Annotated in this window: 17 protein-coding genes; 3 read left to right on the forward strand and 14 right to left on the reverse strand. The window is 69.9% G+C overall.

All coding sequences use genetic code 11. The features are described 5' to 3' along the window. Nucleotides 1-44: 44 nt before the first annotated feature. The 7 genes from D7X30_RS40100 to D7X30_RS40130 all read right to left on the reverse strand — a co-directional run bounded on the left by D7X30_RS40100 (nucleotide 45) and on the right by D7X30_RS40130 (nucleotide 7,650). Nucleotides 45-1,070, reverse strand: coding sequence for a hypothetical protein (locus D7X30_RS40100; RefSeq protein ID WP_120568260.1), 1,026 nt, complete (start codon nucleotides 1,068-1,070; stop codon nucleotides 45-47). 111 nt (nucleotides 1,071-1,181) lie between these two features. Further along, the gene (locus tag D7X30_RS40105; protein ID WP_120568261.1) at nucleotides 1,182-1,565 is read right to left on the reverse strand and encodes a two-component system response regulator; all 384 of its coding nucleotides are present in this window, start codon (nucleotides 1,563-1,565) and stop codon (nucleotides 1,182-1,184) included. A gap of 69 nt (nucleotides 1,566-1,634) precedes the next feature. Then, nucleotides 1,635-2,858 carry a glutathione-independent formaldehyde dehydrogenase gene (locus D7X30_RS40110; RefSeq protein WP_120568262.1) on the reverse strand — a complete coding sequence of 408 codons (1,224 nt, stop codon included), beginning with the start codon at nucleotides 2,856-2,858 and terminating at the stop codon, nucleotides 1,635-1,637. A 163-nt stretch (nucleotides 2,859-3,021) separates the two neighbouring features. Further along, a complete protein-coding gene (locus tag D7X30_RS40115) occupies nucleotides 3,022-4,404 on the reverse strand; it encodes an MATE family efflux transporter (protein ID WP_120568263.1) in 1,383 nt (460 codons plus the stop codon). A 120-nt stretch (nucleotides 4,405-4,524) separates the two neighbouring features. Beyond that, a complete protein-coding gene (locus tag D7X30_RS40120; RefSeq protein ID WP_120568264.1) occupies nucleotides 4,525-4,881 on the reverse strand; it encodes a response regulator transcription factor in 357 nt (118 codons plus the stop codon). Further along, the gene (locus tag D7X30_RS40125) at nucleotides 4,878-6,503 is read right to left on the reverse strand and encodes an ATPase domain-containing protein (protein ID WP_120568265.1); all 1,626 of its coding nucleotides are present in this window, start codon (nucleotides 6,501-6,503) and stop codon (nucleotides 4,878-4,880) included. The genes D7X30_RS40120 and D7X30_RS40125 overlap by 4 nt, the downstream gene beginning before the upstream one ends. Nucleotides 6,504-6,525: 22 nt before the next feature. Further along, nucleotides 6,526-7,650 (reverse strand): hybrid sensor histidine kinase/response regulator, encoded by a 1,125-nt coding sequence (locus D7X30_RS40130; RefSeq protein WP_120568272.1) that lies wholly within the window; start codon nucleotides 7,648-7,650, stop codon nucleotides 6,526-6,528. 210 nt (nucleotides 7,651-7,860) lie between these two features. On the opposite strand from D7X30_RS40130, the gene D7X30_RS40135 reads away from it, so the two are divergent. Further along, on the forward strand, nucleotides 7,861-8,622 hold the full coding sequence (locus D7X30_RS40135) for an alpha/beta fold hydrolase (RefSeq protein ID WP_120568266.1): 762 nt from the start codon (nucleotides 7,861-7,863) through the stop codon (nucleotides 8,620-8,622). Here D7X30_RS40135 and D7X30_RS40140 read toward each other — a convergent pair whose 3' ends face one another. The 5 genes from D7X30_RS40140 to D7X30_RS40160 form a co-directional block, all read right to left on the reverse strand. Further along, entirely contained in the window at nucleotides 8,623-10,515 is a 1,893-nt protein-coding gene (locus D7X30_RS40140; RefSeq protein WP_120568267.1) for an RICIN domain-containing protein, read from the reverse strand. Nucleotides 10,516-10,568: 53 nt separating this feature from the next. Beyond that, nucleotides 10,569-12,869 (reverse strand): FUSC family protein, encoded by a 2,301-nt coding sequence (locus D7X30_RS40145; RefSeq protein WP_233592092.1) that lies wholly within the window; start codon nucleotides 12,867-12,869, stop codon nucleotides 10,569-10,571. A 26-nt stretch (nucleotides 12,870-12,895) separates the two neighbouring features. Next, nucleotides 12,896-13,657, reverse strand: coding sequence for a hypothetical protein (locus D7X30_RS43335; RefSeq protein WP_233592093.1), 762 nt, complete (start codon nucleotides 13,655-13,657; stop codon nucleotides 12,896-12,898). 78 nt (nucleotides 13,658-13,735) lie between these two features. Continuing rightward, nucleotides 13,736-15,781, reverse strand: a complete 2,046-nt coding sequence (locus D7X30_RS40155; protein ID WP_120568268.1) for a M20/M25/M40 family metallo-hydrolase — start codon at nucleotides 15,779-15,781, stop codon at nucleotides 13,736-13,738. 299 nt (nucleotides 15,782-16,080) lie between these two features. Further along, nucleotides 16,081-16,404 (reverse strand): hypothetical protein, encoded by a 324-nt coding sequence (locus D7X30_RS40160; protein WP_120568269.1) that lies wholly within the window; start codon nucleotides 16,402-16,404, stop codon nucleotides 16,081-16,083. Between the two features lie 219 nt (nucleotides 16,405-16,623). Between D7X30_RS40160 and D7X30_RS40165 the strand changes: the two genes are divergently transcribed. Continuing rightward, nucleotides 16,624-17,025: a VOC family protein gene (locus D7X30_RS40165; RefSeq protein ID WP_014397970.1), complete on the forward strand. Its 402-nt coding sequence runs from the start codon at nucleotides 16,624-16,626 to the stop codon at nucleotides 17,023-17,025. Nucleotides 17,026-17,104: 79 nt separating this feature from the next. Here D7X30_RS40165 and D7X30_RS40170 read toward each other — a convergent pair whose 3' ends face one another. Further along, a complete protein-coding gene (locus tag D7X30_RS40170; RefSeq protein ID WP_120568270.1) occupies nucleotides 17,105-20,668 on the reverse strand; it encodes a fibronectin type III domain-containing protein in 3,564 nt (1,187 codons plus the stop codon). A 219-nt stretch (nucleotides 20,669-20,887) separates the two neighbouring features. Next, nucleotides 20,888-22,333, reverse strand: coding sequence for a glycosyltransferase family 39 protein (locus D7X30_RS40175; RefSeq protein ID WP_120568275.1), 1,446 nt, complete (start codon nucleotides 22,331-22,333; stop codon nucleotides 20,888-20,890). A 155-nt stretch (nucleotides 22,334-22,488) separates the two neighbouring features. Here D7X30_RS40175 and tesB point away from each other — a divergent pair, with 155 nt between their 5' ends. After that, the gene (gene tesB / locus D7X30_RS40180; protein WP_120568271.1) at nucleotides 22,489-23,358 is read left to right on the forward strand and encodes an acyl-CoA thioesterase II; all 870 of its coding nucleotides are present in this window, start codon (nucleotides 22,489-22,491) and stop codon (nucleotides 23,356-23,358) included. Nucleotides 23,359-23,481: the final 123 nt, after the last annotated feature.

The raw sequence follows: 23,481 nt of genomic DNA on the forward strand, positions 1-23,481 counted from the left end.
CCAGCGAAACACACCCCGCGAGCAGGGTGGTAGCCAGCGTGCGCCTAACGGCCACCGATGGGACGCGACGTCGCATTCTCGGGGCTCCCCTGGTCCCACGTCACATGCCGCTGGAGCGTGCCGTAGTTGGTGTACTGGTGCCCCAGGCCCGTGCGCTCCAGCCGGCCGTTGTCCGCGTCCGGCGTGCCGGTGTTGATGTCCGCCTGGCCCGGGTTGAAGTTGTAGCGGTCCTCCGCGTGGAGCGTCATGTCCATCTCGAAGCGGGGCTTCCCGCCCGGCGTCTCCGGCGGGTAGACCGTCACCGTCGCGCTGTTCCAGATGGAGTGGCCGCCAATCGCCTTCTGCCAGTTCTCCGTCTCCGGGTAGGGGAACTGCTCGCTGGAGCCCACGCCAATCTGCGAGCCCGTAATCTGGAACGTCACCGGCTTGCCCGCGAGCGACGGGTCCTGGGCGATCATCTGGTTGTAGGTCGCCTCCGCCGCCTGCTGCGTGTCGCGCGTGGAGTTGGTGAGCACCGCCTGGCCGGCGGGGTCCGTGCTGACGAAGCGCTCGTAGTCGAAGTGCCGGTCCGCCCCGTTCCCGTGCAGGAAGTGGTCGTACGTGTCCAGGCCGTCCGGGATGTCGTTGTGCGGCACGCCCGGCACACCCTGGATGGCGCGCGCGGCGTTGAGCTTCAGCTCCCACTCGGCCCGCGCCGCGTAGTCACCCAGGCCCGGGCTCTCCGTGGGGATGGGTTTCGGGTCGTTGGGGTCGTTGGGGTTCTGCAGGAAGCCGTTGTCGTGGTGGATGTCCGGACGCCGGGGAGGACCCACCTGGTAGTCCGCCACCGTGGCGCCGTTCGTCTGCACCGCCGTGCCGGACGTGCCCACCGGGGTGGGCGTGGCCGCGGGCGCGGGCGTCCCCAGCGCGGGGCCTCCGCGACGGGCGGCCGGAGCGGACTCGAAGGTGTCGGAAGGACGCCGCGCGACCGGCGGGGCCGGGGGCGGCGGGGTGGGGCGGACCTGCGGGGTCAGCGCCTGCTGCACTCGCGCCGCGATGGCGCCGCCAATCGACTCACCGATTCTGGACATGTTGGGTCTTCCCCCTCGAACCACCGAGACGGTGGACGTTGATGGATTATCGACCCTTGCCGCCCGGAGTTGCCGTGTTTCCGTGCCTACATCAGCCCCCAACAGGTGACATCAGTGCCGGATCCGGTACCGGTCCACGGCGGCCAGGAGCACCTCCGTGCGCACCGGCTTGCCCAAGAGGCCCACCGTCCCGGGCGGGGCCGCCTGGAGGTCTGGATCCGCGGTGAGCGCCAGCACCGGCAGCCGCGACGTCAGGCCCAGGTTCCGCAGCCGGGTGAGGAAGCGCTGGTCCTCCGGGTTGCGCAGCATCAGGCTGAGCAGCACCAGCGAGGGGATGTCCGGGATCTGGGACAACACCTCCAACGCCTGCGTGGCCGTGGCCACGGACAGCACCGTGTAGCCCTCCAACACGAGGAGGGCCACCAGGGCCTCGCGCAGGTCGTCGTAGCTTTCGACCACCAGCACGGTCGAGGTTTTGTCCAGGGCGACCACCATCAGACCATATACCGCCAAGGCCCCGGGGCGTGTGCACCCCGGGGCTTGGACCTGGGGACAGGGGGGCTCCTACGCACGAGCCTTGGGGCTCAGCTGGGGCTTGAGGATGACCTTGGTGTAGCCGTCCTTGCGCGCGTCGAACTTCTTGTACGCGTCCGGCGCGTCCTGCAGCGGCAGGCGGTGGCTGACGATCATGCTCGGCCTGGCGCGGCCCGCGATGATGAGATCCCTCAGGAAATAGTCGTAGCGCTTCACCGGCGTCTGGCCGGTGCCCACGGTGATGCCCTTGTCGAACACCTTGGCCCAGGGCAGCGGGTAGATGCCCTGCTTCGCGTTCTCATCCGCCGCGCCGGGGTCCGGGGCGATGTAGACGCCCACGACGCCAATGGAGCCCGTGGGGTTCACCAGCTCCACCAGCTGCTCCAGCACCTGGGTGGGCTTCTCCCGGCCGCCGTGCGCGTCCGCGCCCTTGATGTCGCGCGACTGGTAGCCCACGGCGTCGATGCCGCACATCACACCCAGGGCCTTCTCCTCACCGGAGCGCAGCGCGCCCATGATGAGCGGGTTGCCGCGGCGCAGGTCCATGATCTGCTTCACCGGGTCGCCCTTGGTGAAGTCGATGGGGATGGCGCCCATCTCCTTCACCTTGGCCAGGCGCTCCGGGACGCTGTCCACCACGTAGACCTCCGAGGCGCCGCGCAGGAGCGCGCAGTAGCCGGCGAGCAGGCCCACCGGCCCCGCTCCGAAGACGGCCACGGTGGCGCCCGGCCGCACGTTCGCAAGCTCGGTGCCGTGGTACGCGGTCGGGAACACGTCCGACAAGAGGAGGAAGTCGTCCTCCAGGTCGTCGCCCGGCTTCCCGGGGATCTTCAGGCAGTTGAAGTCGGCCCAGGGCACCCGGAGCAGCTCCGCCTGTCCGCCGCGGTACGGACCCATGCCCGCGTAGCCGTAGCCCGCGTGCGGCGCTTCCGGATTGGCGATGAGGCACGCCTCGGTGCGGCCGCGCACGCAGTCGAAGCAGGTGCCGCAGGCGATGTTGAAGGGCAGCACCACGCGGTCGCCCTTCTTGATGCTCCTCACGCCGGGGCCCACCTGCTCCACGACGCCCATGTTCTCGTGGCCGAAGACCTGTCCGGCCTTGGACGCGGTGCGGCCTTCGTACATGTGCAGGTCACTTCCACAGATGCCGGCGGAGGTGACGCGGATGACGCAGTCGGTGGGAGACTCCAGCTTCGGATCCTCGACCTCCTCCACCTTCACCTGGCTGTTCTCTTTGTAGACGACGGCGAGCATGGGTTCCTCCCGGTTTGGCCCGTAACGCGGCCCACCAAAAGTGGGATGCGCCGCGTCCAGCGGAAGGGGCCGGGAATTGAGCGCGCCCGGCCGCCCCGTGCAGGCGTGCAGGGCGGGCGCGCATCCAAGCCCTCGCGGGCGTCCGGAAATGGCCCGCGCCGCTTCAGTGCGCCAGCACCACCGGCGCCTCCGCCGGGGACACCAGCGACTGGCGCTCCCACGCGCGGCTTCGCCAGCGCATCCACATGGCCAGACCGCGCGTCCACTCGTCCGCGGCCACCGCCAGCCACACGCCCGCGAGCCCCAGGTGCAGGTGGAACACCAGGTAGTAGCCCAGGGGCAGGCTCATACAGACCATGGAGATCATCGCCATGATGACCGGGAAGGTGGCGTCGCCCGCGGCGCGCAGCGCGTTCACCAGCACCAGGTTGAACGAGCGGCCCGTCTCCAACAGCAGGCTCAGGACGAGCACCTGCGAGGTGAGCCGCAGGATATCGCCGTCGTACGTGAAGAGGCGGATGAGCGGCTCCCGGAGGAGGATGGCCGTCACGTCCACCGCCACCGTGATGCCGATGCTCCACTTGAGGCTCTTGAGCACGCGCGCGTACGCGTCCTGCGAGCGCTGCGCGCCCACCAGCCGTCCCACGATGATGGACGTGCCCATGCCGATGGCCAGGCTGCACAGGAACACGTACTGGGACATGGCGTTGGCGTACTGCCGCGACGCCAGCGCCACCGGGCCCAGGTACGTCACGTAGTACAGGAACACCGTCTGGCACGCGTGGTACGTCATCTGCTCCACCGCGGACGGCACGCCCACGCGGAGGATCTTGCGCACGTACTCGCGCGTCAGCGCCACGAAGTGCGTGGGCTGCATCTTCACGTCCATCACCCGCCAGAGCATCCACGCGAAGACACCCACCGCCATCGCGCGGCTGAAGACGGTGGACATGGCCGCGCCCGCCACGCCGTGCGCCGGCATGCCGAAGTGCCCGAAGATGAGCACCCAGTTGCCCACCACGTGCACCACGTTCATGCCCATGGCCACGTACATGGACTGCCGCGTGAAGCCGTACGTGCGGATGAGGCTGGAGAAGACGTTGATGAGTGCCTGCAGGAACAGGAAGCCGCCCGCGATGTGCCAGTAGGTGCTCGCGTACGCCAGCGTCCGCGGCTCCAGGTTCATCCGCCCCAGGATGAAGTCCGCGGACAACAGCAGCCCGCCGCTCACGGCCAGGCCCAGCAGGAAGTTCATCGTGATGGCCTGCGCCGCGATGCGCGCCGCCTCCGTGCCGCGCTTCGCACCGAGATATTGCGACACGACGATGGACGCGCCGTGGCTCACCACCTCCATCACCAGGATGCAGATGAAGACGTACTGATTGACCACGCCCACCGCGGAGACGGCGGCGTCCGACACACCGCTGAGCATCAGCGTGTCCGCCGTGCCCATCAGCATGAAGAGGAAGATTTCGAAGAAGATGGGCCAGGTGAGGCGGAACAGGCCCGGCTCGCGGGAGGGTGTCGGCTCGACTTCAGTAGGCATGAATGCGTCGCGTCAGGTGGACCCACTGTGCGCGCGCGATATTTCGATTTCAACCAGAAGCACCCGCGCCGGCTGCCTGCCCGCCGCGGATGCTTTGCGCTGAAAAAGTGAGAGCGGAACCTACGACGACGTCAGCCGCTCCACGGTGTCCACCAGGTCTCGCAGGGAGAAGGGCTTCTTGAGGAAGCCGGCCCACTGCTGTTCCTCCATCTTGGCCTTGGGCGGCTGGATGGCGCTCATGACGAGGATGGGGAAGTGGTGGGTGCCGTCCTTGCGGATGGCGTCGATGGTCTCGTAGCCGTTCATCACCGGCATCATCACGTCGATGATGGCCAGGTCGGGCTGCTCCTCCTTGAGCCTGGCCAGCGCCTCGCGGCCGTTGCCGCAGACGACCACGCGCAGTTGTTCCTCTTCCAGGATGGCCTGGATGGCCTCCGCGATGTCCTGTTCGTCGTCCACGACGAGCACGGTCTTCATGAACGCCTCCGTCGGGACGTGCCCGCCGGAGCCTTCTTCGAGCCCGGCTTCTTCTTCGCTGGCGTCTTGCGGCCCTGCTTCTTCTTCGCGCCCAGGGGGGCCTTCACGCGGCCGGGGGGGGAGCTCTCTACGCGGGACAGGCGCGCGTGGCCGGTGAGGATGCTCTCCGCGCTCTCGAAGGTGCCCGCGACCTGGATGCCCTGCTCGCTGATGGAGAACTCGCGGATGCCGCTGTCGTAGGCGCTCTCCCGCATCTTCATGATGGAGAGCAGCCGGTAGAGCTGCGAGCGCAGCTCCACGTAGCGCACCAGGATGACGTTCTCCACGGTGGACGCGGCCTCTGGCTGGGGCATGTCCACGCCGGGGCTGAACAGGGGCGTCTCATCCGAGTACAGCGTGGTGACGTCCATCATCCGCAGCTGGTGGGTGAGCGCGGAGAAGAAGCGCCCCAGGCGGTCCGGGTACACCGCCGCGGAGCGGAAGCCGGACACACCGTCGATGAACAGGCGCAGCCGGTCCACCTTGCGCTCCTCGATGCGCTCCAGCAGCCGCTCCGCCAGCGAGTCCATGTTGTGCTCCAGCGGCGGCTGCCACTGGATTTCAATGAGGCCCTCGTCCACGTACTTCTTGAGGTCCCCCATGCCCGTGCCCTCCGCCTTCTCGATGAGGCGGGGAGGCGTCTCGAAGAAGCCGAAGTAGACGCCCGGCTGGCCCTCGCGCGCGCCCTGGAGGAGGAAGTGCAGCCCCAGGAGCGTCTTGCCCGTGCCGGGCGCGCCCAACAGCAGCGTGGTGGAGCCGGACAGCACGCCGCCCCGGAGCGCTTCGTCCAGGCGCGGGATGCCGAAGGGCATGCGGATGCGGTCCTCGCGCCCCTCCGCGGCGGGGTGCGCGAACTGCACCTCCGTGCGCGGGTGGATGACAATGCCCTGGTTGCTGATCTCCACCTCGTGGCGGCCCAGCAGGGACGGCCCGCCGCGGAACTTGATGGCGATGAGCTCGCGCACCGCGCGCGGCCCGTGCAGCCACAGCGACAGTTCGAAGATGCCGTCCACCGCGGTGTTCTCCGGGTGGAGCTCCCCTGCATGGTGCGGGGCGAGCAGCAGCGTGGTGCAGCCCAGGATGCTGCAGAAGGTCTGCAGGTCCTGGAGGAAGCGCTTGAAGCTCTGGTCCGAGCGGGCGAACTCCTTCGCCGCGTCCATGCCGTCGATGATGAGCAGCGTGGTGCCGTGCGCCTGGGCGTTCTTGCGCAAGAGCTCCAGCAGGCCCTTGAGCCCGTCGCGCTCCAGGTCGCGATAGCCGCTGAGGTACTGGAGCCGGTCCGGGATGACGTCGGCGTCGAAGAACGTCATCTGCGACAGGTTCTCCAGCAGGCGCCCGTGCGACTCCGACAGCAGCGTCACGTAGAGCGCCTTGCCGCCGTTCTTCACGTGCTGGAAGGCAATCTGGTTGGCCAGCACCGTCTTGCCGGAGCCTGGTGGACCGATGATGGCGTAGGACGAGCCCTGGATGAGGCCGCCCTTGGTGATGAAGTCCAGCCGGGGCACATTGGTGACGAGGCGCTTCGCCGGGCTCTTGCCTTCGCTGGACGGGGTGCCGCCGTCCGCGTCTTCGGTGTTCGACACGAATCGTTCTCCCTCGGATGCGTCAGTACCGCTGGGTGCGATGCAGGGGCAGCCTCAACTCGAAACACGCGCCCTGGCCCAGGGCGCTCTTCACGGTCAGCGAGCCGTCGTGCGCGGCGGCGATCTCCTGGGCCAGGTAGAGCCCCAGGCCCAGTCCGTCGAAGCGGCCTCCGGAGGCCACGCGCTCGAAGCGGCGGAAGATGCGCGCGTGCTCCTCCGGCGCGATGCCCACGCCCTGGTCCTCCACGGCGAGCACCGCGTGGCCCTCGTGCGTGGACAGGCGCGCCTTCGCGGGCCGGTCCTCGCCGAACTTGATGGCGTTGGACAAGAGGTGGCCCACGGCCTGTTCCAGCATGCGCGGGTCTCCGAAGAGGAGGACGGGCGCGTCCGGCAGCTCCACGCTCAAGGGCACGTTCGCGCTGCGGGCCGGGGCCTGGAAGCGCTCCACCTGCTCACGCACCACCTGGGAGAAGTCCACCGTGTCCACCAGCAGCGCCATGTCCTGCGTGGACAGGCGGGACACGTCCAGCAGGTTGTCCACCAGGTTCTGCATCCGCGTGAGCTGGCGCACCGCGGGCGTGAGGCGCTTCTCCATGGCGCCGCCCGCGTCCGCGTCGTTCACCACCATCTCCACCGCGCGCTCCAGGTTGAGGCGCAGCACGGTGAGGGGCGTCTTCAGCTCATGCGCGGCGATGCTGAGGAACCGGTCGCGCGCGCGCACGGCGTCCCGGGCGCGGGTCTGCAGGCGCAAGAGCGCCTCGATGTTCGCGAGCAGCTCGTCCTCCGCCAGGGGGCGCGTCCAGTACGCGTCCGCGCCCTGGGCCAGGCCCCGCACGCGGTCCTCGCGCTGGACGGACACGGACGACAGGTGGGCGATGAGCAGGTCGTGCGTGGCCTCGCCCGCGCGCAGGCGGCGGCACACCTCGTAGCCGTCGATGTCCGGCATGTGCACGTCCAGCAGCACCAGGTCGGGCCGGCCCTGGGCGAGCCGGAGCGCCTCGCTCCCTCCCGTGGCCTCGAGCACCTGGTAGCCGCCCTGCTTCAGCGTGAGGCTCAGCAGGTACAGCGTCGCCGGGTCGTCATTGACGTTGAGGACCGTGACGGCGGTGCGGCCAGCCTGGGCGTTCTTGGCGTCGGAGGAATTCACGGGCGGTGCCGCGGGAACAGTGGGGGCGCGGCCGGTGAATGGAACCACCGGCATCGAAAAAGATTGGCGGGAGCGCGCGGGTGTTTCGCCGGGTGTTGTCCGCCGGACGGATCCGGCGCTGGAGCCGTCAGCCTTTCCCCAGGCGGGCCGCCGGGCGCAGGATGCGGACACGCGGCGGGGCCGGATTTCCGGCCCGGAAAGGCACGGGACATGAAGGGCACGGCGGGTGAGCTGTTCGTGGACGATGGCGGGACGGGGCAGGGCACGCCGGTGGTGTTCGTGCACTCGGCCTGCGGGGACACGCGGCAGTGGGCGGCGCAGCTCCAGCACGTGCGCAAGCAGCGCCGCGCGGTCGCGCTGGACCTGCGGGGGCATGGCCGGTCCACGCTCACGTCGGACGCGGACTTCACGGTGGAGGACTTCTCCCAGGACGTGGCCGCGGTGGTGGACGGGCTGGGGCTGTCCCGCGTGGTGCTGGTGGGGCACAGCCTGGGCGGCGCGGTGTGCGTGGCGTACGCGGCGGCGCACCCGGAGCGCGTCGCGGGCCTCTTCCTGTTGGACCCGGCGTCCGACGGCCGCGAGGTTCCCAAGGAGGCGGCCGACGGGATGATGGCCGCGCTCGACACCGACGGCTGGACGCAGGTCATCGAGCAGTACTGGGGCACGCTGCTGGAGCCGTCCACGCCCCAGGTGCGTGAGCAGGTGCTGGGGCAGCTGCGGCGCACGCAGCGCGGGGCGGTGAAGGCCGCCATGGGCTCGCTGCTCAAGTTCGACCCGGTCACCGCGCTGAAGCGCTACCGGGGACCGGCCCTGTCCGTCATCACGCCGCTCAACCAGACCCCCGGCGCGTACCACGTGCTCGTCCCGAGTCTTCCCTCGAAGCTCGTGACGGGCACGGGGCACTGGGTACAGCTGGACGCCCCCGAGCAGGTGAACACCCTGCTCGAGGGCTTCCTGGCGACGGTGCCCTGATCAGGGCATGGCTTCCAGGCGGAACTGCTGGCAGTCGTTGTTGGCCCAGACCCACTGCTGGACGGTGGCCCCGTCGCCGCCGCTCCAGCAGTTGCTCACGTCCAGCACCTTGCCGCTGTGGCGGGCTTCGAAGCGGGTGTAGCCGCCGGTGGTGGCCACCGGCTTGAACTGCTGGTTCGCGCCGCCCGCCCAGGACCACTGCTGCACACGCGCGCCGTCCGTCTGGCTTGCGTCCGCCACGTCCACCGCCTTGCCGCTGTAGCGCGACACCAGCCGCGAATAGCCGCTGTCCGTGGCCACCAGGGACCACTGCTGGCTGGAGCCGGTGTGGCATGCCCACTGGTGCAGCCCGGTGCCGTCCGCCGCGGACGGGCCCACGATGTCCACGCACTTGCCGGTGGCCTTGTTGACCAGCCGGTACCACGGCCCCTGCGGGCCGGACGTGCCGCCCCACTGGAAGGACGCCACCGAGCGCGGCGGCAGCGTGTACTCGAAGGACTGCCCGCTCCAGCGGACCTTGAAGGACAGCGTGGCGCCGTCATTCGAATTCAGCGCGATGAGCGCGCGCGAGCCGTCCGGGTTGCGGAAGGCGAGCGTCTCGATGTTGTTGTTGCCCAGCGACGTGGCGCCCACGCGCACCGCGCCCGGCCGCACCACCTTCGCCAGGTGGGCCCACGCGTAGTACTCCTCGTTGCGCGTGTACGTGCCGTTGGCGTTGTCCACGGTGAACATGCCCCGGCAGTCCGTGCAGCCGCCCACGCGCGGCCCGTGGTTCGGGTCCAACGCCAGGTTCCAGTAGAAGGACGTGCGCGACCAGTGGCGCAGCGGCCCGAAGAGGTTGTTCTGCAGCGCCCACTCCAGGTTCGCCGCGGCGTTGGTGGCCCAGAAGCCGCCGGTGCACTCGGTGAAGTGCACCTCCTTGGCGGGGTACGCGTCGTGGAAGGCGGACTGGACACTGTAGCTGCCCTCGGGGCTCTCGTAGCAGTGGTAGGCCACGCCCGCGACGGCGCTCTGCGCCTGCCCGCCGTTGTAGGCCATCACTTCGTGCGGGTAGCCCGCGGGGCCCGCGCCGTCGTGCCAGTTGTGGTCCCACGCCAGCACCTTCACGCCGTTGAAGCCCGCGGCGTTGAGCGCGGGGCGCAGGTGCTGCGCCGCGAAGACGGACTGGTCGTTGGACTCCATCTGCATCGTCGCGTAGCCGCCGTTGGCGTTGTGCGGCTCGTTCTGGAGGCTCAGCGCGTGGATGGGCACGCCGTTCGCCTGGTAGGCCTGCACGAAGCGCACGAAGTAGTTCGCGTAGGTTCCGTACAGGTCATTGCGCAGGTAGCCGCCGCCGGTGAGCGAGTTGTTGAACTTCATCCACGCGGGCGCGCTCCACGGCACCGCGAAGATCTTCACCTCCGGGTTGATGGCGCGCGCCTGCTTCAAGAGCGGCAGGATGTACGCCGTGTCGTGACCCACGGAGAAGTCGTTCAGGTCGCAGCAGGTGTCGTCGTAGGTGTAGTTGTTGCGCGAGAAGTCGGACGCGCCCATGGGCAGGCGGATGGCGCTCTGGCCCGCGCCCGCGGTCACGCTGAACAGGTCGTTCATGATGGCCGTGCGCTGCGGCGAGTTGAAGATGAGCCACGCGGACGAATCCGTGAGCGCGCCGCCGAACCCGTCGAGCGTCTGGTACGTCACGCCGTCGTTCACGTCGATGGCCGTCGCGCTGCCCGTCTCCGGACCGAACGTCTTGTTCGCCTCCGCGTTGAGCTTCTTCGACAGCGTGCTGCCGGACGTCGTCGTCAGCCACACCCGCACGCTCTCGTTCGCCGCGCTCGCGGCGGGCGGGAGGAGGGTGGAGGCGGCCAGCAGCAGGCCTTGCAGGGGGACACGGGACAACCACGAGGGCATGGGGGACTCCAGACACCAAGGGGGGAGTCCCACAGCCTATTCAAGTTGTTCTGCTAAGGCCCGTTAATCGTGGATGGCTGTGCCTGGGACGAAGCTTCGGGCAGGGCCTCCAGGCGGCGGACGGCGGCGGTGTGGAGCACGGTGAGCTGGCGCGCCAGTCGTTCCAGCTGGGACTGGAGCAGGGGAGCCTCGGCGCCCATGGCCGCTCCGGCTTTGTCCGGGGCGGGGATGTTCCAGCCGATGAGCGCGTCGAAGGCGGGCAGGGGCTTGGGGCGGCGACCGTGGTGTACCGCGTCCGCCAGGTCCTCCATGCTCGCGTCCATGGCGCGCGCGTAGCGTGACAGGGCCTCCTGCACCGCCGGGGTGGAGGGCACGGAGCGCCGCGACGCGAGCAGGGTGCAGACGGCGGCGAACCGGCGGGTGAAGGCGAGCAACGTCATCAGCGGCTCCACCGCCTCCGTGCGCCAGCGCGGTTCGGTGAGCAGGCGCTGGAAGGACGTCTCCGCGTTGATGGTGGCCAGCCCCAGCTTGCGGCGCGCCTCCGCCAGCGCCGCCGCTTCCGGTGGCCCGTTGCGCTGCCACGCGCGGGCCAGCACGTCGAAGAACTCGCGGTCCGCGCGCAGCGCGTCCGCCATCTGCGCCGGGAAGCGCTGGTGCTCCGAGCGCCGCCACAGGAAGAAGGTGCCCGCGAGCGCCAGCGCTCCGCCGATGAGCGTGTTGACGATGCGCACCGGCGCCAGCGTCCAGTCCCCGCTGCCCATCTCCGCCAGCAGCACGAAGGTGAGCGTGGCGAAGATGGTGTACAGCCCGTAGTTGAGCGGGATGAGGCTCACGCACAGGGCCGCGGTGCAGAACAGGAGGCCCATCATCGCGTGCGGGTTCTGGAGCCACGACGCGACGGCGATGGCCAGCAGGCCACCCACCACCGTCCCCAGCACACGTTGGAGCGCCTTGAGGAAGGTGGGGCCGGTGTACGGCTGCATGATGGTGAGCACGGTGATGGTCACCCAGTAGCCGTGGTTCGGACGGAACACGCTGGCCACGTACACCGCCGCCGTGGTGGTGAGCCCCGCGCGCAGTGCGTGCCGCAGCACCTCCGAATCCAGCGTGAGGTGCGCGCGCACCGGGTCCAGCAGGGATGTGTGGGACTCCTCGGCCAGCTCTCGTGCGGGAGGCGGGGCCTGGGTGAGGGGGCCGGGCAGCCGGCACGCGGTGTCGAGCGCCACGTCCGCGCGCTCACGCAGCTCCGTGAGCAGCCGCGCGATGTCCGACAGCCGTGCCCGCTCCAGCCGCGTGACGAGCCCGCGCGCGTCCAGGTCTCCGAGCGCGTCGCGCAGCGCGCGTCCGTCCCACTCCGGCCGGGGCCGGCGGCTGCGGCCCTCCTGCTCCACCAGCCGCACCAGGTCCCTGGCCGTGTTCGCGCAGTCCAGGAGCGCCACGGCCACCGCCGCGCGCGGGTCTCCAACGGGGCCGCTCACCGGCGGGCCCAGGCTCTCCAGTTGCTCGCCCAGGGCGATGAGCCCCATGAACATCGCGTCCGCGCACTCCAGCAGCACCAGCAGCCGCTCGCCCCGGCCGCGCTCACCCCGGCCCTGACGCGTGGCCGCGAGCGTGGTGCGCGCCACCTCCAGCAGCTCGCGGATGCGCCCGTGCTGCTCCTGGATGAGCGCCTGCCAGGCGTCCTCGCGCGAGCCCTGGACCGTGCGCGACAGCCCTTCCGCGTAGTCCGCCACCGCGTCGAAACACGCCGCCACCGCCTTGCGCGCGGGCCGGTAGGGGCGGATGGGCCAGAGCACCAGCGACAGCACCATGGCCCACGCGGAGCCGCCCAGCACCGCGGCGCCGGACTCCAGCGCGTACGTGACACTGGCCACGGGCAGCCCCAGCGCGATGACGAAGGTGGTGGCGGCGATGTTGCCGGTGAGGTTCGCCGCCGCGCCGTACACGCCCGCGAAGCTGCACGCCGTCACCCACAGCAGGGTGGCGGGAATGGCCAGGGCTGGGTGCATTCCCGCCAGGCCCCCCAGCACCGCGGAGACCGCCGCCGCCAGCGCGGTGCCGCCCATGGCGCGGAAGCGGGCGTGGTAGGAGCCGCCCTTGTCCACGAAGGACGTGTTGAAGCCGCCGATCGCCAGCCACAGGGTGGCGGGCAGGTGCAGCGCGGTGCCCACGACGGTGGGGACGAAGAACGCGAGCGCGGCCCGGAGGCCCGCCTTCACCGCGGGCCGCACGGGCGCGAAGCGGGCCACGGCCTTCGCATGGTCCAGGAACTGACGGTGGAGCACGCCTCCCCCATAGAGCAACGCCTCCGGCCGGGCCACCGGAATCCGGGCCCGGTGCCGTGGGGGCGTCACTCGCGCGCCGGACTCCGGACCGGGCTTTAGTGCGGGGCGGGGGCCGCTTCCCTCAAGGGCGCACCGGCCGTGGCTCCGCGCCCCACGCCCAGGCCGTGGCGCCGGGCAGCGGTGTCCACGATGCGCTGCACGAGCGCCTCGTAGCCCAGACCGCGCTGCTTCGCCCCCATGGCCACCTCGCACTGGGTCTCCAGGTAGGGGTTGGGGTTCACCTCCAGGAGGTAGGGCTCGTTGGTGCGGCTGGACACGCGGAAGTCGATGCGTGCGTAGTCGCGCAGCTTGAGCGCTCGGAACGCCGTGATGGCCGCGCGCTCCAAGCGGCCCCTCAGTTCATCCGACAGGTCCGTGGGCAGCACCAGGTGCGGGCTGCCCGGTGTCTCCGGGCCGAACTTCACCTCGAGGCGGTAGGCGTAGTTGAACGCGTGGCCCGCCTCGTGGCGCAGGTACATCAGGATTTCGGCCTCCGTCTCCGCGCTTCCACCCAGCTCCGCTTCGATGGACAGCAGGTCCGGATCCGCCAGGTAGAAGGGCAGGCCGATGACGGGCACCCCCGACGGACAACCCCACTCGTCGGACAGGTAGCACTGGGGCTTGAAGGAGATTCCCTTCGCCTCCAGCTCGGCGTGGAGCTGCGCGATGTAGCGCTCCAGGGGCGTGCCCCCCAGCCGCAGGGACAGGTCCTTGATGCGCGCCTGGAGCAGCGCCTCGCGCCGGGGTGACAGCCGGCCTCGCTCCGCGCCCGTGATGAGACAGGACGCTCCGCCGCGGACGCAGGAGGCCCTCTTCACGGCCTGAAACACGAAGGGGACCCGGGCTTCGCGCTCCGGATCCCCTCCACGTGTCAGCTCAAGTCAGTGAGGGACTGCTCACTGGACGGTGAACATCAGGTCGTCGCGGTCGTTGTACTCGCCGGAGACGCACGCGCTGGTCGGGGCGGTGTTGCCGTAGCGGAACTGCGCGCGCACGGCCTGGTTGGCGCCGGCGGGCAGCGTGTACGTGGCCGAGATGGTGTGCAGGTTCGCGATCGTCGGCACGACGGACGTGATCAGCGTCCAGGTGGGCGTCGTCGCGGTGGCGTTGGCCGTGTAGTACAGGTCCAGCCGGTCCGACGCGGGGTTGAGGTAGGCCCAGACGGTGGCCTCCACCTTCACCTGCTTGCCCGCGGCGAAGTTGGAGCCGTCCACGGTGGACACCTTGAGGGCCTCCATGGACTCGTCGCTGCGGTAGGTGCCGGTGCTGCCGTCCTTGCACGTGCCGCGCAGCGTGTTGGGCGTGTTCAGCTCCGGGCCCCGGGTGCCGCGGCCGTTGAAGAGCGTGCCGCTGTCGCAGGTGGCCGCCGCCGCGCTGCAACGCACCGTCTTGTACGTGCTGTCGTAGGTGCCGGACGTGGACACGTTGGCCACCCGCACCTCGTGCGCCGCCGAGGTGGCGGTGTTGCCCGCGCTGTCATACGCCTTCGCCGCCACCGTGTGGGTGCCGTTGGCCACCGTGCGGCTGTCCCACGCGTAGCTGTACGGAGAGGCGAAGGCCGTGCCCTTCACCGCGCCGTTCACCAGGAACTCCACCCTGCTGACGCCCACGTTGTCGTTGGCCGTCGCGGTGATGTTCGTGGTGCCATTCACCGTCGCGCCACTCGCCGGCGCGGTGAGCGACACCGTCGGATCCACGGTGTCCGTGGGCATGCCCGGGAGGACGCCCTTGCCCAGCTCCGCCATGTACGCGGCGCCGATGCGCGCGAACTTCAGCGCGTGGTTGGCGGTGCCCCAGTTGGTGCCGTCCGTGCTGTTGGCCAGCGTGTCAGTGGCCTTGTGGATGTAGGGGCTGTGCTCGTTCAGGTCGTACCGCGCCTCGAACGGCATGGACGCCGGGTAGCCCTGGGCGTGCCACGACGCGTGGTCCGAGCACCCGTAGCCGCAGGCGATGTTGGCGCGCGAGTAGCCCGTGTACGTGTCGATGAGGCTGCCCAGGAACGCGTTCTGCGCCGCGTTGGTGTTGTCCGTGACGAGCGACACCTCCACCGTGGAGCCGCGGTAGTTGGTCATGTCCAGCTGGAGCACGCCCACCACGTTGGCGTTCGCGGCCTTGTGCGCCTGCGCGATGGCCTTCGAACCCAGGAGGCCCACCTCCTCCGCCGCGTACGCCATGAACTTCACCGTGCGCGCCGGCTTGTAGCCCTTCGCCATCGCCACCCGGAACACCTCCGTCAGCGTGGCGACACCGGAGGCGTCGTCATCCGCGCCCGGCGCGAGCGCGGTGGAGGGGCTGGACGCGTACTGCTGGATGGAGTCCAGGTGGCCGCCAATCACCACCACCTCGTTCGGGAAGACCTCGCCGGTGATGGTGGCGATGACGGATGGCTGGGTCCAGCTGGAGTGCGTGTACAGCTCCACCGTCACGTCGCTGCGCCCGTTGGCGTAGCCCGCCCAGATGCCCCGCAGCCAGCTGGCCGCCTGCGTGCCGCCCGTGGAGTTGTTGTAGTAGCGGTTCGTGTAACTGGACAGCTGGGTGATGGTGGCCCGGATGCTGGCCTCCTGGAGGTCGGAGAACAGCGAGTTGACCACCGCCGCGTTGTCCAGCGTGTAGCTCACCAGCGACTGCGTCGGCTGCGCGGGCGTGAGCGCCGCGAGCGCCTCCTCCTGCGTGTCGTGCGCCATGTAGCCCGCGCAGCGGTGATACCTCTCGTGCATGATGGAGGAGACGTCGCTCAGCTGGGCCTCGGTGAGCTTGAGCACGCTCACCCCGTTCGCCTCGCGCACCAGCGTGGGCGCGCTCCCGCCGCGCAACGACGAGCGCACCGTGCCCGCCGCGTCCGAACCGATGGTGATGAAGACCTCCTTGTCACGAGGCTCTTCGGCGGAAGCGGTGGCGCAACACAGCGACACGACGACGGGGACCACTCTCTTCAAACGCATGTTCCGCTCCGATTCCAGGCGAGGGGCGCACTGACGGGAGGCACGACGAAAAACACCGCACGCTCAAGTCCGGGCCGGTTGGCCAGACCTCGTGGGTTGGAGGCGCATCCTGTGGAATTCAAGACACCGCCGTCAAGGCGGACAGCAGCGTGAAACACGATGAGACAGCTTTCGCCGCCAACGGTGACGCACCCCGGCCACGCCCGGACGCGCCGCGGAAGGGCTCACGCGGGTGTCACGGATGAATGATTGGAAAATGGGAAACGCGAGGGGGGAAGCCGCGGGGGACGGGCGGCTTTTCAGGTCTGCAGGTTCATGGACAGCGAGCGGCCGGCCTCGAAGCGGGGCTCCGCCTGGAGCTTCTCCAGGACGCGGTCCGAGGCGACGAGCGTCACCTGGGGCAGGAGGCCCGGCTCGCTCATCCACTTCACCGCGCCCAAGAGGTGCTGGGCCTTGATGAACTCCAGGACGGCGCCGTGGAAGGCCTTGCCCTCCTCGCGCCACACCTGGGCCAGCTCCGCGCGGCCACGCTTCTCCAGCGGCTGGGGAGCCTTGGAGGCTTTTGCCGCGCGCCGCTTCGGGGACTGCTCTTCACGGGGCAGGACGATGATTTCGATGAACATCGCGGCACCCTCCTGAAGGCAAGAACAGCGAAGTGGCGCGGACTATCGCACGAAGCTGCGTCGTCCCGCCGCCGGGTGCCCGCTCTTTTGTGGAAGTCGCTGCCGCTTTCACGACTTCCCGGGCGCGGCCGCCTTGACATGCGTGAATTGCAGCTCTGATGGTCGTGGGCGCGCGCGGTGTTGAACGACACCCGACACGCCAATCACGCGAGGCAGACCATGGAACTGCACCACGGCCGCATGTTCGACCACGTCCACCTCCAGGTCCGGGACCTGGAGGCGAGCAAGCGCTTCTACCGCGCCGTGCTGGAGGTGATGGGCATCCCGGTCTTCAACGAGAGCGAGCGGCACCTGGCCGCGGACGAGCTGTTCCTCAGCAACGACCGCGAGCCCACCGCGCGCGTGCACCTGGCCTTCCAGGCGAAGGACCGGGAGATGGTGCACCGCTTCCACCAGGCGGCGGTGGCCGCGGGCGGCCGTGACAACGGAGCCCCCGGCGAGCGCTCCTACCATCCGGGCTACTACGCGGCCTTCGTGTTGGATCCGGACGGCAACAACATCGAGATGGTCCACCACGGGCCCGCGAAGCGCTCGGCGCCGTCCGTCGTGTACACGTGGTGAAGCCGTGAAAAGGCACGGGGGCCCCCGGACTGGACCGGGAGCCCCCATGTCACTTACGGGATGTCCGCGCGCGTCTTGACTAGCGCGCCGTCACGGTCCGGCCGCGCACCTGCTTCGCGGACGGGGCGGTGGGGTTGGTGGCCACCGCGGACGCGACGTTGAAGACCAGATCGTCGCGGTCGTTGTACGTCCCGGACACGCAGGCGCTGGTGGCGGTGCTGCTGAAGCGGAACTGCGCGCGCACGGCGTGGTTGCCGGTGGTGCCGCCCACGGTGACGGGGAAGGAGAACGTCCTCGCCCCCACCGCGGTGCAGGCCTGGCCCGTGCTGATGGCGGTCCACGACGGCGTGGTGGTGTTCGTCGTGTAGTACAGGTCCAACTGGTCGCTGGTGCCGTAGCACCACACCGTCACGTCCACCGTGAGCTGCTTGCCCGGGGTGATGGTGCCCTGGTCCACCGTCTTGAGCACGATGCGGTCGATGCTCTCATCCGAGTGGTAGGTGCCGCTGGAGCCGTCCGCGCAGGTGCCGCCCAGGGTGTTGGGCTGGTTGGGCTCCGCGCCTCCGGACAGCGTGCCGCGGCCGTTGACCAGCGTGGGGCCGGTGTCGCAGCCGCACACGGAGCCGCAGGCCGGGGTGCGCAGGGTGGAGTTGTACGTGGCCACGGTGGGCGTGCACACGTTGGTGGTGGTGAAGCTGAAGGCGGTGCTGTACGGGCTCGCGCCGCAGCTGTCGGTGGCCCGCGCGCGCCAGTAGTACGCCGTGAGGTTGGACAGGCCCGGCGTCACGTTCCACGCGCTGGAGGACAGGCCGGTGGCGCTGCGCACCACGTTGGTGAACGCGCTGTCGGTGGCCACCTGCACGTCGTACCCGGACGCGCTCGCCACGTCGGACCAGTCCAGGGCCGGCGCCAGCGCGACGCCCGTGGCGGCGTTGGCGGGGGCCGTCAGGGTGGGGGCCGCCAGGGTGACGCAGCCGCGCGTGGTGAAGCTGCGCGTCGCGCTCCAGGAACTGGTGCCACCGCACGAGTTGAGCGCCCGCACGCGCCAGTAGTAGGCGGTGGTCGCCGTCAGGCCCGGGGACACCGTCCAGGTGCTGGCCACGAGCGAGTTGGCGCTGCGCACCACGTTGGTGAAGGCGCTGTCGGTGGCCACCTGGACCTCGTAGCCGGACACGCCCGTCACGTCCGCCCAGTCCAGCACCGCGAGCAGCTCCACGCCGGTGGCGCCGGAGGCGGGGGTGGACAGCGTGGGAGCGCCGGGCGCCGCGCAGGTGGGCGTGGTGCAGGTGCAGGTGGACGCCGGGCCGAAGCACGCGTTGCTGCTCGCGGGCACGACCGAGTAGCAGTACTGGCGGCCGTTGGCGACCTCCGCGTCCGTGTAGCTGGTGCCAGTGACGGTGGCCACGCGCGCCTTGCCGAAGTCACAGCCCGCGAAGCCCTCCGTCTTCATCACCCAGTACTGGCTGGCGCCCGCGGAAGCCGTCCACGACAGGCCCACCTGGCTGTCGCCCGGGGTGGCCGTGGTGGTGGGGGCCGCGGTGGGGGCCGCCGAGCAGCCGCCGTTGGTGGGCGCGGGCGTGGAGCAGGCGATGTTGTGGCGGTTGTACGCGGCGTAGATGGCCGTCATGTGCGGCGTGCCGTCCGCCAGGTTGCCGTTGTCGTCGTCCGCGGCCAGCCACTGCATGTAGCCGTTCGTCGCGCCGCAGCCGTCGGACGTGCCGGCGGTGCAGTTGCAGGCGTGCCACGTGCCGATGTTCCCGGAGCCCTGGTAGAAGAGCTTGTTGCCCAAGAGGAACGCGTCGTTGGAGTTGTAGTTGAAGGGCGCGGCCGTCAAGTCGCGCGTCACCAGGTCCCACGCCGCCTGGCGCACGGGGGACGCCGCGCAGTGCACCTGCTTGCTGCACGGGCCGGAGCCGGACGAGCACATCTTGCAGGTGAAGTTCTGCGGAGTGGCCGGGATGTTCGGCACGCTCGCCGCCCAGTCCGCGTCGCGCACGCCCGAGCAGCGCGTGTTGCACCAGGACTGGCCCGCGACCTGCGCCTCCTGCTGGTTGTAGCCCGTGCCGTCCGGCGTCAGGCCGCAGCCCGTGTTCGTCGTCTGGAAGAAGCCGTAGCCCACGCAGGACGTCTGCAGGCGCAGGATGCCCGCGATGTCCGCGTAGCCCTCGCTGGAGTTGGAGAGCGAGCCGTTGGCGTCGTAGTTGTCCATGCCGTGGCCCCACTCGTGGTCGAACACCGCGCCAATCTCACCGGTGTTCCGGCAGCCGCCTCCGGACTTGTAGAAGTTCACGCTGCTGCCGTTCCAGAAGGCGTTGCAGGTGCTGTTCAGGTTCACGTTGGACGTGAGCTGTCCCTGCAGCCAGGTGTTGCTGGGCAGCCAGCCGCGGGCCACCTCTTTAATCTTGTTCAGCTCGTAGAAGCTGGAGCGCGCCGCCGGCGTGTTGCCCGCGGACGTGCCGGCGGGCACCGTGCAGTCGTGGTCGTTGTTCACGCCGCCCAGGTCCAGGCTGCCCGTGGCGGAGCTGACGTTGATGGCGCCGCAGCTGTCGGCGATCTTCACGTACTTGCCGGAGAGCGTCGTGTTGAAGGTGCCGGTGCTGTAGTTGTAGATGCCCGCGCCGTCCGTGAAGTTGTTGGGCGACGCGAAGCCCGTGTTCGCCCAGGGCATGGGCGTGTTGGGCTGCATGGTGCCGCACGTCTCGTTGGACGTGCAGGTGCCGATGTTGGTGGACGGGTACACGCCGCCCTTCACCTGCGCGTCGAAGTAGTGGTTGTCATCCTCCACGGCGAGCACCTCGCCGGAGTTGGCGTCCACCGTCACCTTCCAGCGCTCGTGCTCACCGGGGTTGGAGAAGCCGTAGCTCCACACCAGCGCGTGCCCGTAGCCCTGGCCGAAGGCCGCGCCCGTGCGCGCGTAGGGGGTCACCTCCAGCGTGGGCGGCTGCCACAGGCTGGTGGGCGACAGCGTCTGGCCCAGGAACGTGCTGCCCGCGGCGAGGGCCTGGTTCGCGCTGAAGCGGGGCTTCGTGTCGATGCCCACGTTGGCCCACGCCTCCGTGCCCAGGAGGATGAGGTTGCCGTGGCTGATGGTGGCCGAAAGCCGGCCGTGCCGCACCGTGATGCCGTTCACCACCTGCGGGATGTGCACCTGCCACAGCGTTTCCGTCACCTGCGTCACGCGCGGCGAGCCCAGTTGCAGCAGGTCCACGCCAATCGCGTCCTGGTGGTCCGCGACGAACTTGAAGACGAGCTCTCCCACCACGGACTCGTCCACGCTGCCCACCGAGCGGCCCAGCCCCTGGCGGACGGATTCGAGCGTGACGTTGTTGCGGAAGCCGTCACCCGGGATGAGCGGGAAGCTGCCCTGGATGCCCGTGGGCATGCCGGACATTGGATCCAGATACACCTGCACGTTGCCGCCGAAGCGGGTGACGAACCCCGCCCACCGGTCCGCGCCCGCGCGCGGCATCAGCGACCGCGCCTTCTCCAGCGGCACGTTCTGGATGGGCAGGTAGAGGTCCGGCTTGAAGAAGGCCTTCTTCGCCACCGCGCTCTGCTGTTCGGGCTGGGAGGGTTGGAATGCGTACGTCGTGGATGACACCAGGAGGGCAAGACAACACAACGCGGACCGCAGGGGGCGCATGACGTCTCCTCGGGTGATGCCGCCGGACGGGGCCGGCGGGCTCCGGGGCGGAGCGCCTCCTGCTTAGGTCATGTGCTTTTTAAGTGTGTATTGCGGTTATTCCTGATTAGAGCCGTATTCCTGAAAGTGAAAGAGAATCAACGGCTTGAAGTGTTCAGTCGCCCTTTGGGGTCAACGAAATGTTTTGCCCTGCCCGCAGTATTCCAGCCGGGCGCCTGTTCAGGGTTGGGGCCAGAGCCGGACGCGGTCGTCCTGGATGAGCTTGCCATTCACCGCGTCGGTGGTGCCGCTGGCCATGAAGCGGCGGGGTGTTTCCCGCGTGGCGATGAGCGCGGCCTCCACCCACACGAGCAGCAGCAGCGCCCCGGCGAGCGCGGGCAGCCTCCGGGCCACGGCCGTGTGGCGCTCCCCCAGGACCTTCAGCGGCAGCACCAGCAGTGGCAGGAGCGCGGGGAAGACGACGAGCAGGCCGCGCGCGTAGCCGAAGAAGGCGAGGGTGACGAGCACCCGGTGCAGCACCACCAGCGACAGCAGCCGGAAGGGCGCGTGCGCGGGCTTGAGCGACAGCAGCATCCCGGCGAGGAGCAGCGCCGCCAGCGGCCACTTGAGCCACGCGGAGTCGGGGACGAACACGTCCACCGGGGCGCGCTCGCCAATGAGGCCTCCGGGCACGTCCGACACGCCCACGCCCAGGCTCAGGCCGTCCAGCCACAGGTCCAGCTTCGTCCAGAGCAGCCGGGCCGCGTCGCCGGGCGCGGCCACCATCCAGCGCAGCCCTTCCGCGTAGCCGTGCAAGAGCAGGCGCCGGTGCTCCGGATGGGATGGATCCAACTGGCCGTTGCTGCCGCCCTGATTGATGAGGGCTGGCGTGAAGCCCCCGGTGGCGCCGGCATGATTCGCCATGGCGAAGTTGAGCGGCCCGTACACGGTGACTGGCACCCACTCCGGCAGCGGCTCCAGGTGCGGCGCCCGCGCGTTCAGCTCGCGCATCGTGTCCAGGTTGCGCAGCGCTGAAGGCACGAGCAGCAGCAGGGACACGCCCATCGCCGCGCCCCAGCGCAGGGCCCACGGCTTCCAGGGCCCCCGCTCGCGCGCCGTCCACGCATACACCAGGAGGAAGGGCCACAGTCCCAGGTGCTCCGCGCGGGTGAGGGTGCCCCAGCCCATCACCGCGCCCAATCCCAGCACCGCGGGCCAGGACGGCACCCCGCCGCCCATGCGCAACGCCAGCGCACAGGTTAAACACAGCCACAGCGCGGACAGCGTTTCATTGCTGTACGTGGTGGAGAGCACCAGCCACCCGAAGCTCGTGGCGTACAGCCCCGCCGCCACCAGGCTCCACGGCGTCCCCAACAGGCGCCGCCAGAAGCCCTGGCAGAAGGCCACCGTGGCCGCGCCCAGACAGGCGAGCGCCAGCTTGTACGGCAGCGCGCTGCCCGCGGGCTCGCCCAGCACCCGGTACAGCCATCCCAACAGCGCGGGGAACAGGGGCGGGTGGTAGGGCAGGGCGACCGGGCCTTCGCGGCCCCGCGCCAGGTCCACCGCGGCGGTGTGGAAGAAGCGCGCGTCGCCCGCGAAGAAGACGGAGAAGGGCCAGTCCCGGTCCGGCGCACCCGCCAGGTACAGCCCGCGCAGCAGCAGGCTGGCGGCGAACGTGGCCGCCATGCCCCAGGCCGCCGGGTGCCGCCGGACGGCGTCTGGCAGGGAAAGCGAGGCCACGGGCTCCTCCGAGGCAGAAAGGCGCCGCACTCTACATTGGTCCGCGCGCACGGGCCCGGGGCTGGGATATGGACGGGGTGCGTCAAAACGGGAGGACGTACATGAGCCGGGTGCTGGACGAGCTGTTGGGGCTCCTGAAGCTGGAGCCCATCGAGGAGAACCTGTTCCGTGGCGCGAGCCAGGACCTGGGCTTCCGGCAGCTCTTCGGAGGGCAGGTGCTGGGGCAGTCCGTGTCCGCCGCCAGCCAGACGGTGGAGGAGAAGCGCCCGGTGCACTCGCTGCACGGCTACTTCCTGCGCCCCGGGGACGCGGGCCTGCCCGTCGTCTACACCGTGGACCGCGTGCGCGACGGTGGCAGCTTCACCACCCGCCGCGTGGTGGCCATCCAGAAGGGCCAGCCCATCTTCACGCTGATGGCGTCCTTCCAGGGGGAGGAGCCGGGTTTCACGCACCAGGCCACCATGCCGGACGTGCCGCCGCCGGAGTCGCTGCCCACGGACCTGGAGCTGTTGGGGCGCCACGCGGGCCGCATGTCGGAGCGGCACCGGGAGAAGTTCCTCTCCGCCAAGCCCATTGAGATGCGCCCGGTGACGTACGTGGACCCCTTCGAGCCCACCGCCGAGCCGCCCGTGAAGCACGTCTGGTTCCGCGCCGACGGCGCCATGCCCGACGAGCCCCATGTGCACCGCTACGTGCTCGCGTACGCCAGCGACTTCAACCTGCTGGGCACCGCGCTCCAGCCGCACGCGCAGACGTTCCTCCAGCCGGGCTTCCAGATGGCCAGCCTGGACCACGCGCTGTGGTTCCACGGCGACCTGAAGGTCAACGACTGGCTGCTCTACACCATCGAAAGCCCCTGGGCCGGCAACGCCCGGGGCCTGGCGCGCGGGCACGTCTTCACCCGCGACGGGCGGCTCGTGGCCTCCGTGGCCCAGGAAGGGCTCCTGCGCCAGCGCACGGACGCGCGCTAGGGGCTGTCCCTGATCTCCGGCCCGAAAATCAACCTGGCGGATCTAACCTCAGGGTTGGACCCAGCTTCAGAGGGCATCTGGAGGTTGCCGGCCAGCGTCAGGCGTGATCAACACTGGCTGTGC

Origin of the sequence: Corallococcus sp. AB011P, from assembly GCF_003611605.1 — a bacterium.
Taxonomy (GTDB): Bacteria; Myxococcota; Myxococcia; order Myxococcales; family Myxococcaceae; genus Corallococcus; species Corallococcus coralloides.

What these genes read in the sequence shown, in the direction of transcription:
- D7X30_RS40100 (WP_120568260.1), bottom strand. Translation starts at nt 1,070, where the DNA reads ATGTCCAGAATCGGTGAGTCGATTGGCGGCGCCATCGCGGCGCGAGTG.
- D7X30_RS40105 (WP_120568261.1), bottom strand. Translation starts at nt 1,565, where the DNA reads ATGGTGGTCGCCCTGGACAAAACCTCGACCGTGCTGGTGGTCGAAAGC.
- D7X30_RS40110 (WP_120568262.1), bottom strand. Translation starts at nt 2,858, where the DNA reads ATGCTCGCCGTCGTCTACAAAGAGAACAGCCAGGTGAAGGTGGAGGAG.
- D7X30_RS40115 (WP_120568263.1), bottom strand. Translation starts at nt 4,404, where the DNA reads ATGCCTACTGAAGTCGAGCCGACACCCTCCCGCGAGCCGGGCCTGTTC.
- D7X30_RS40120 (WP_120568264.1), bottom strand. Translation starts at nt 4,881, where the DNA reads ATGAAGACCGTGCTCGTCGTGGACGACGAACAGGACATCGCGGAGGCC.
- D7X30_RS40135 (WP_120568266.1), top strand. Translation starts at nt 7,861, where the DNA reads ATGAAGGGCACGGCGGGTGAGCTGTTCGTGGACGATGGCGGGACGGGG.
- D7X30_RS40140 (WP_120568267.1), bottom strand. Translation starts at nt 10,515, where the DNA reads ATGCCCTCGTGGTTGTCCCGTGTCCCCCTGCAAGGCCTGCTGCTGGCC.
- D7X30_RS40155 (WP_120568268.1), bottom strand. Translation starts at nt 15,781, where the DNA reads ATGCGTTTGAAGAGAGTGGTCCCCGTCGTCGTGTCGCTGTGTTGCGCC.
- D7X30_RS40160 (WP_120568269.1), bottom strand. Translation starts at nt 16,404, where the DNA reads ATGTTCATCGAAATCATCGTCCTGCCCCGTGAAGAGCAGTCCCCGAAG.
- D7X30_RS40165 (WP_014397970.1), top strand. Translation starts at nt 16,624, where the DNA reads ATGGAACTGCACCACGGCCGCATGTTCGACCACGTCCACCTCCAGGTC.
- D7X30_RS40170 (WP_120568270.1), bottom strand. Translation starts at nt 20,668, where the DNA reads ATGCGCCCCCTGCGGTCCGCGTTGTGTTGTCTTGCCCTCCTGGTGTCA.
- D7X30_RS40175 (WP_120568275.1), bottom strand. Translation starts at nt 22,333, where the DNA reads ATGGCGGCCACGTTCGCCGCCAGCCTGCTGCTGCGCGGGCTGTACCTG.
- tesB (WP_120568271.1), top strand. Translation starts at nt 22,489, where the DNA reads ATGAGCCGGGTGCTGGACGAGCTGTTGGGGCTCCTGAAGCTGGAGCCC.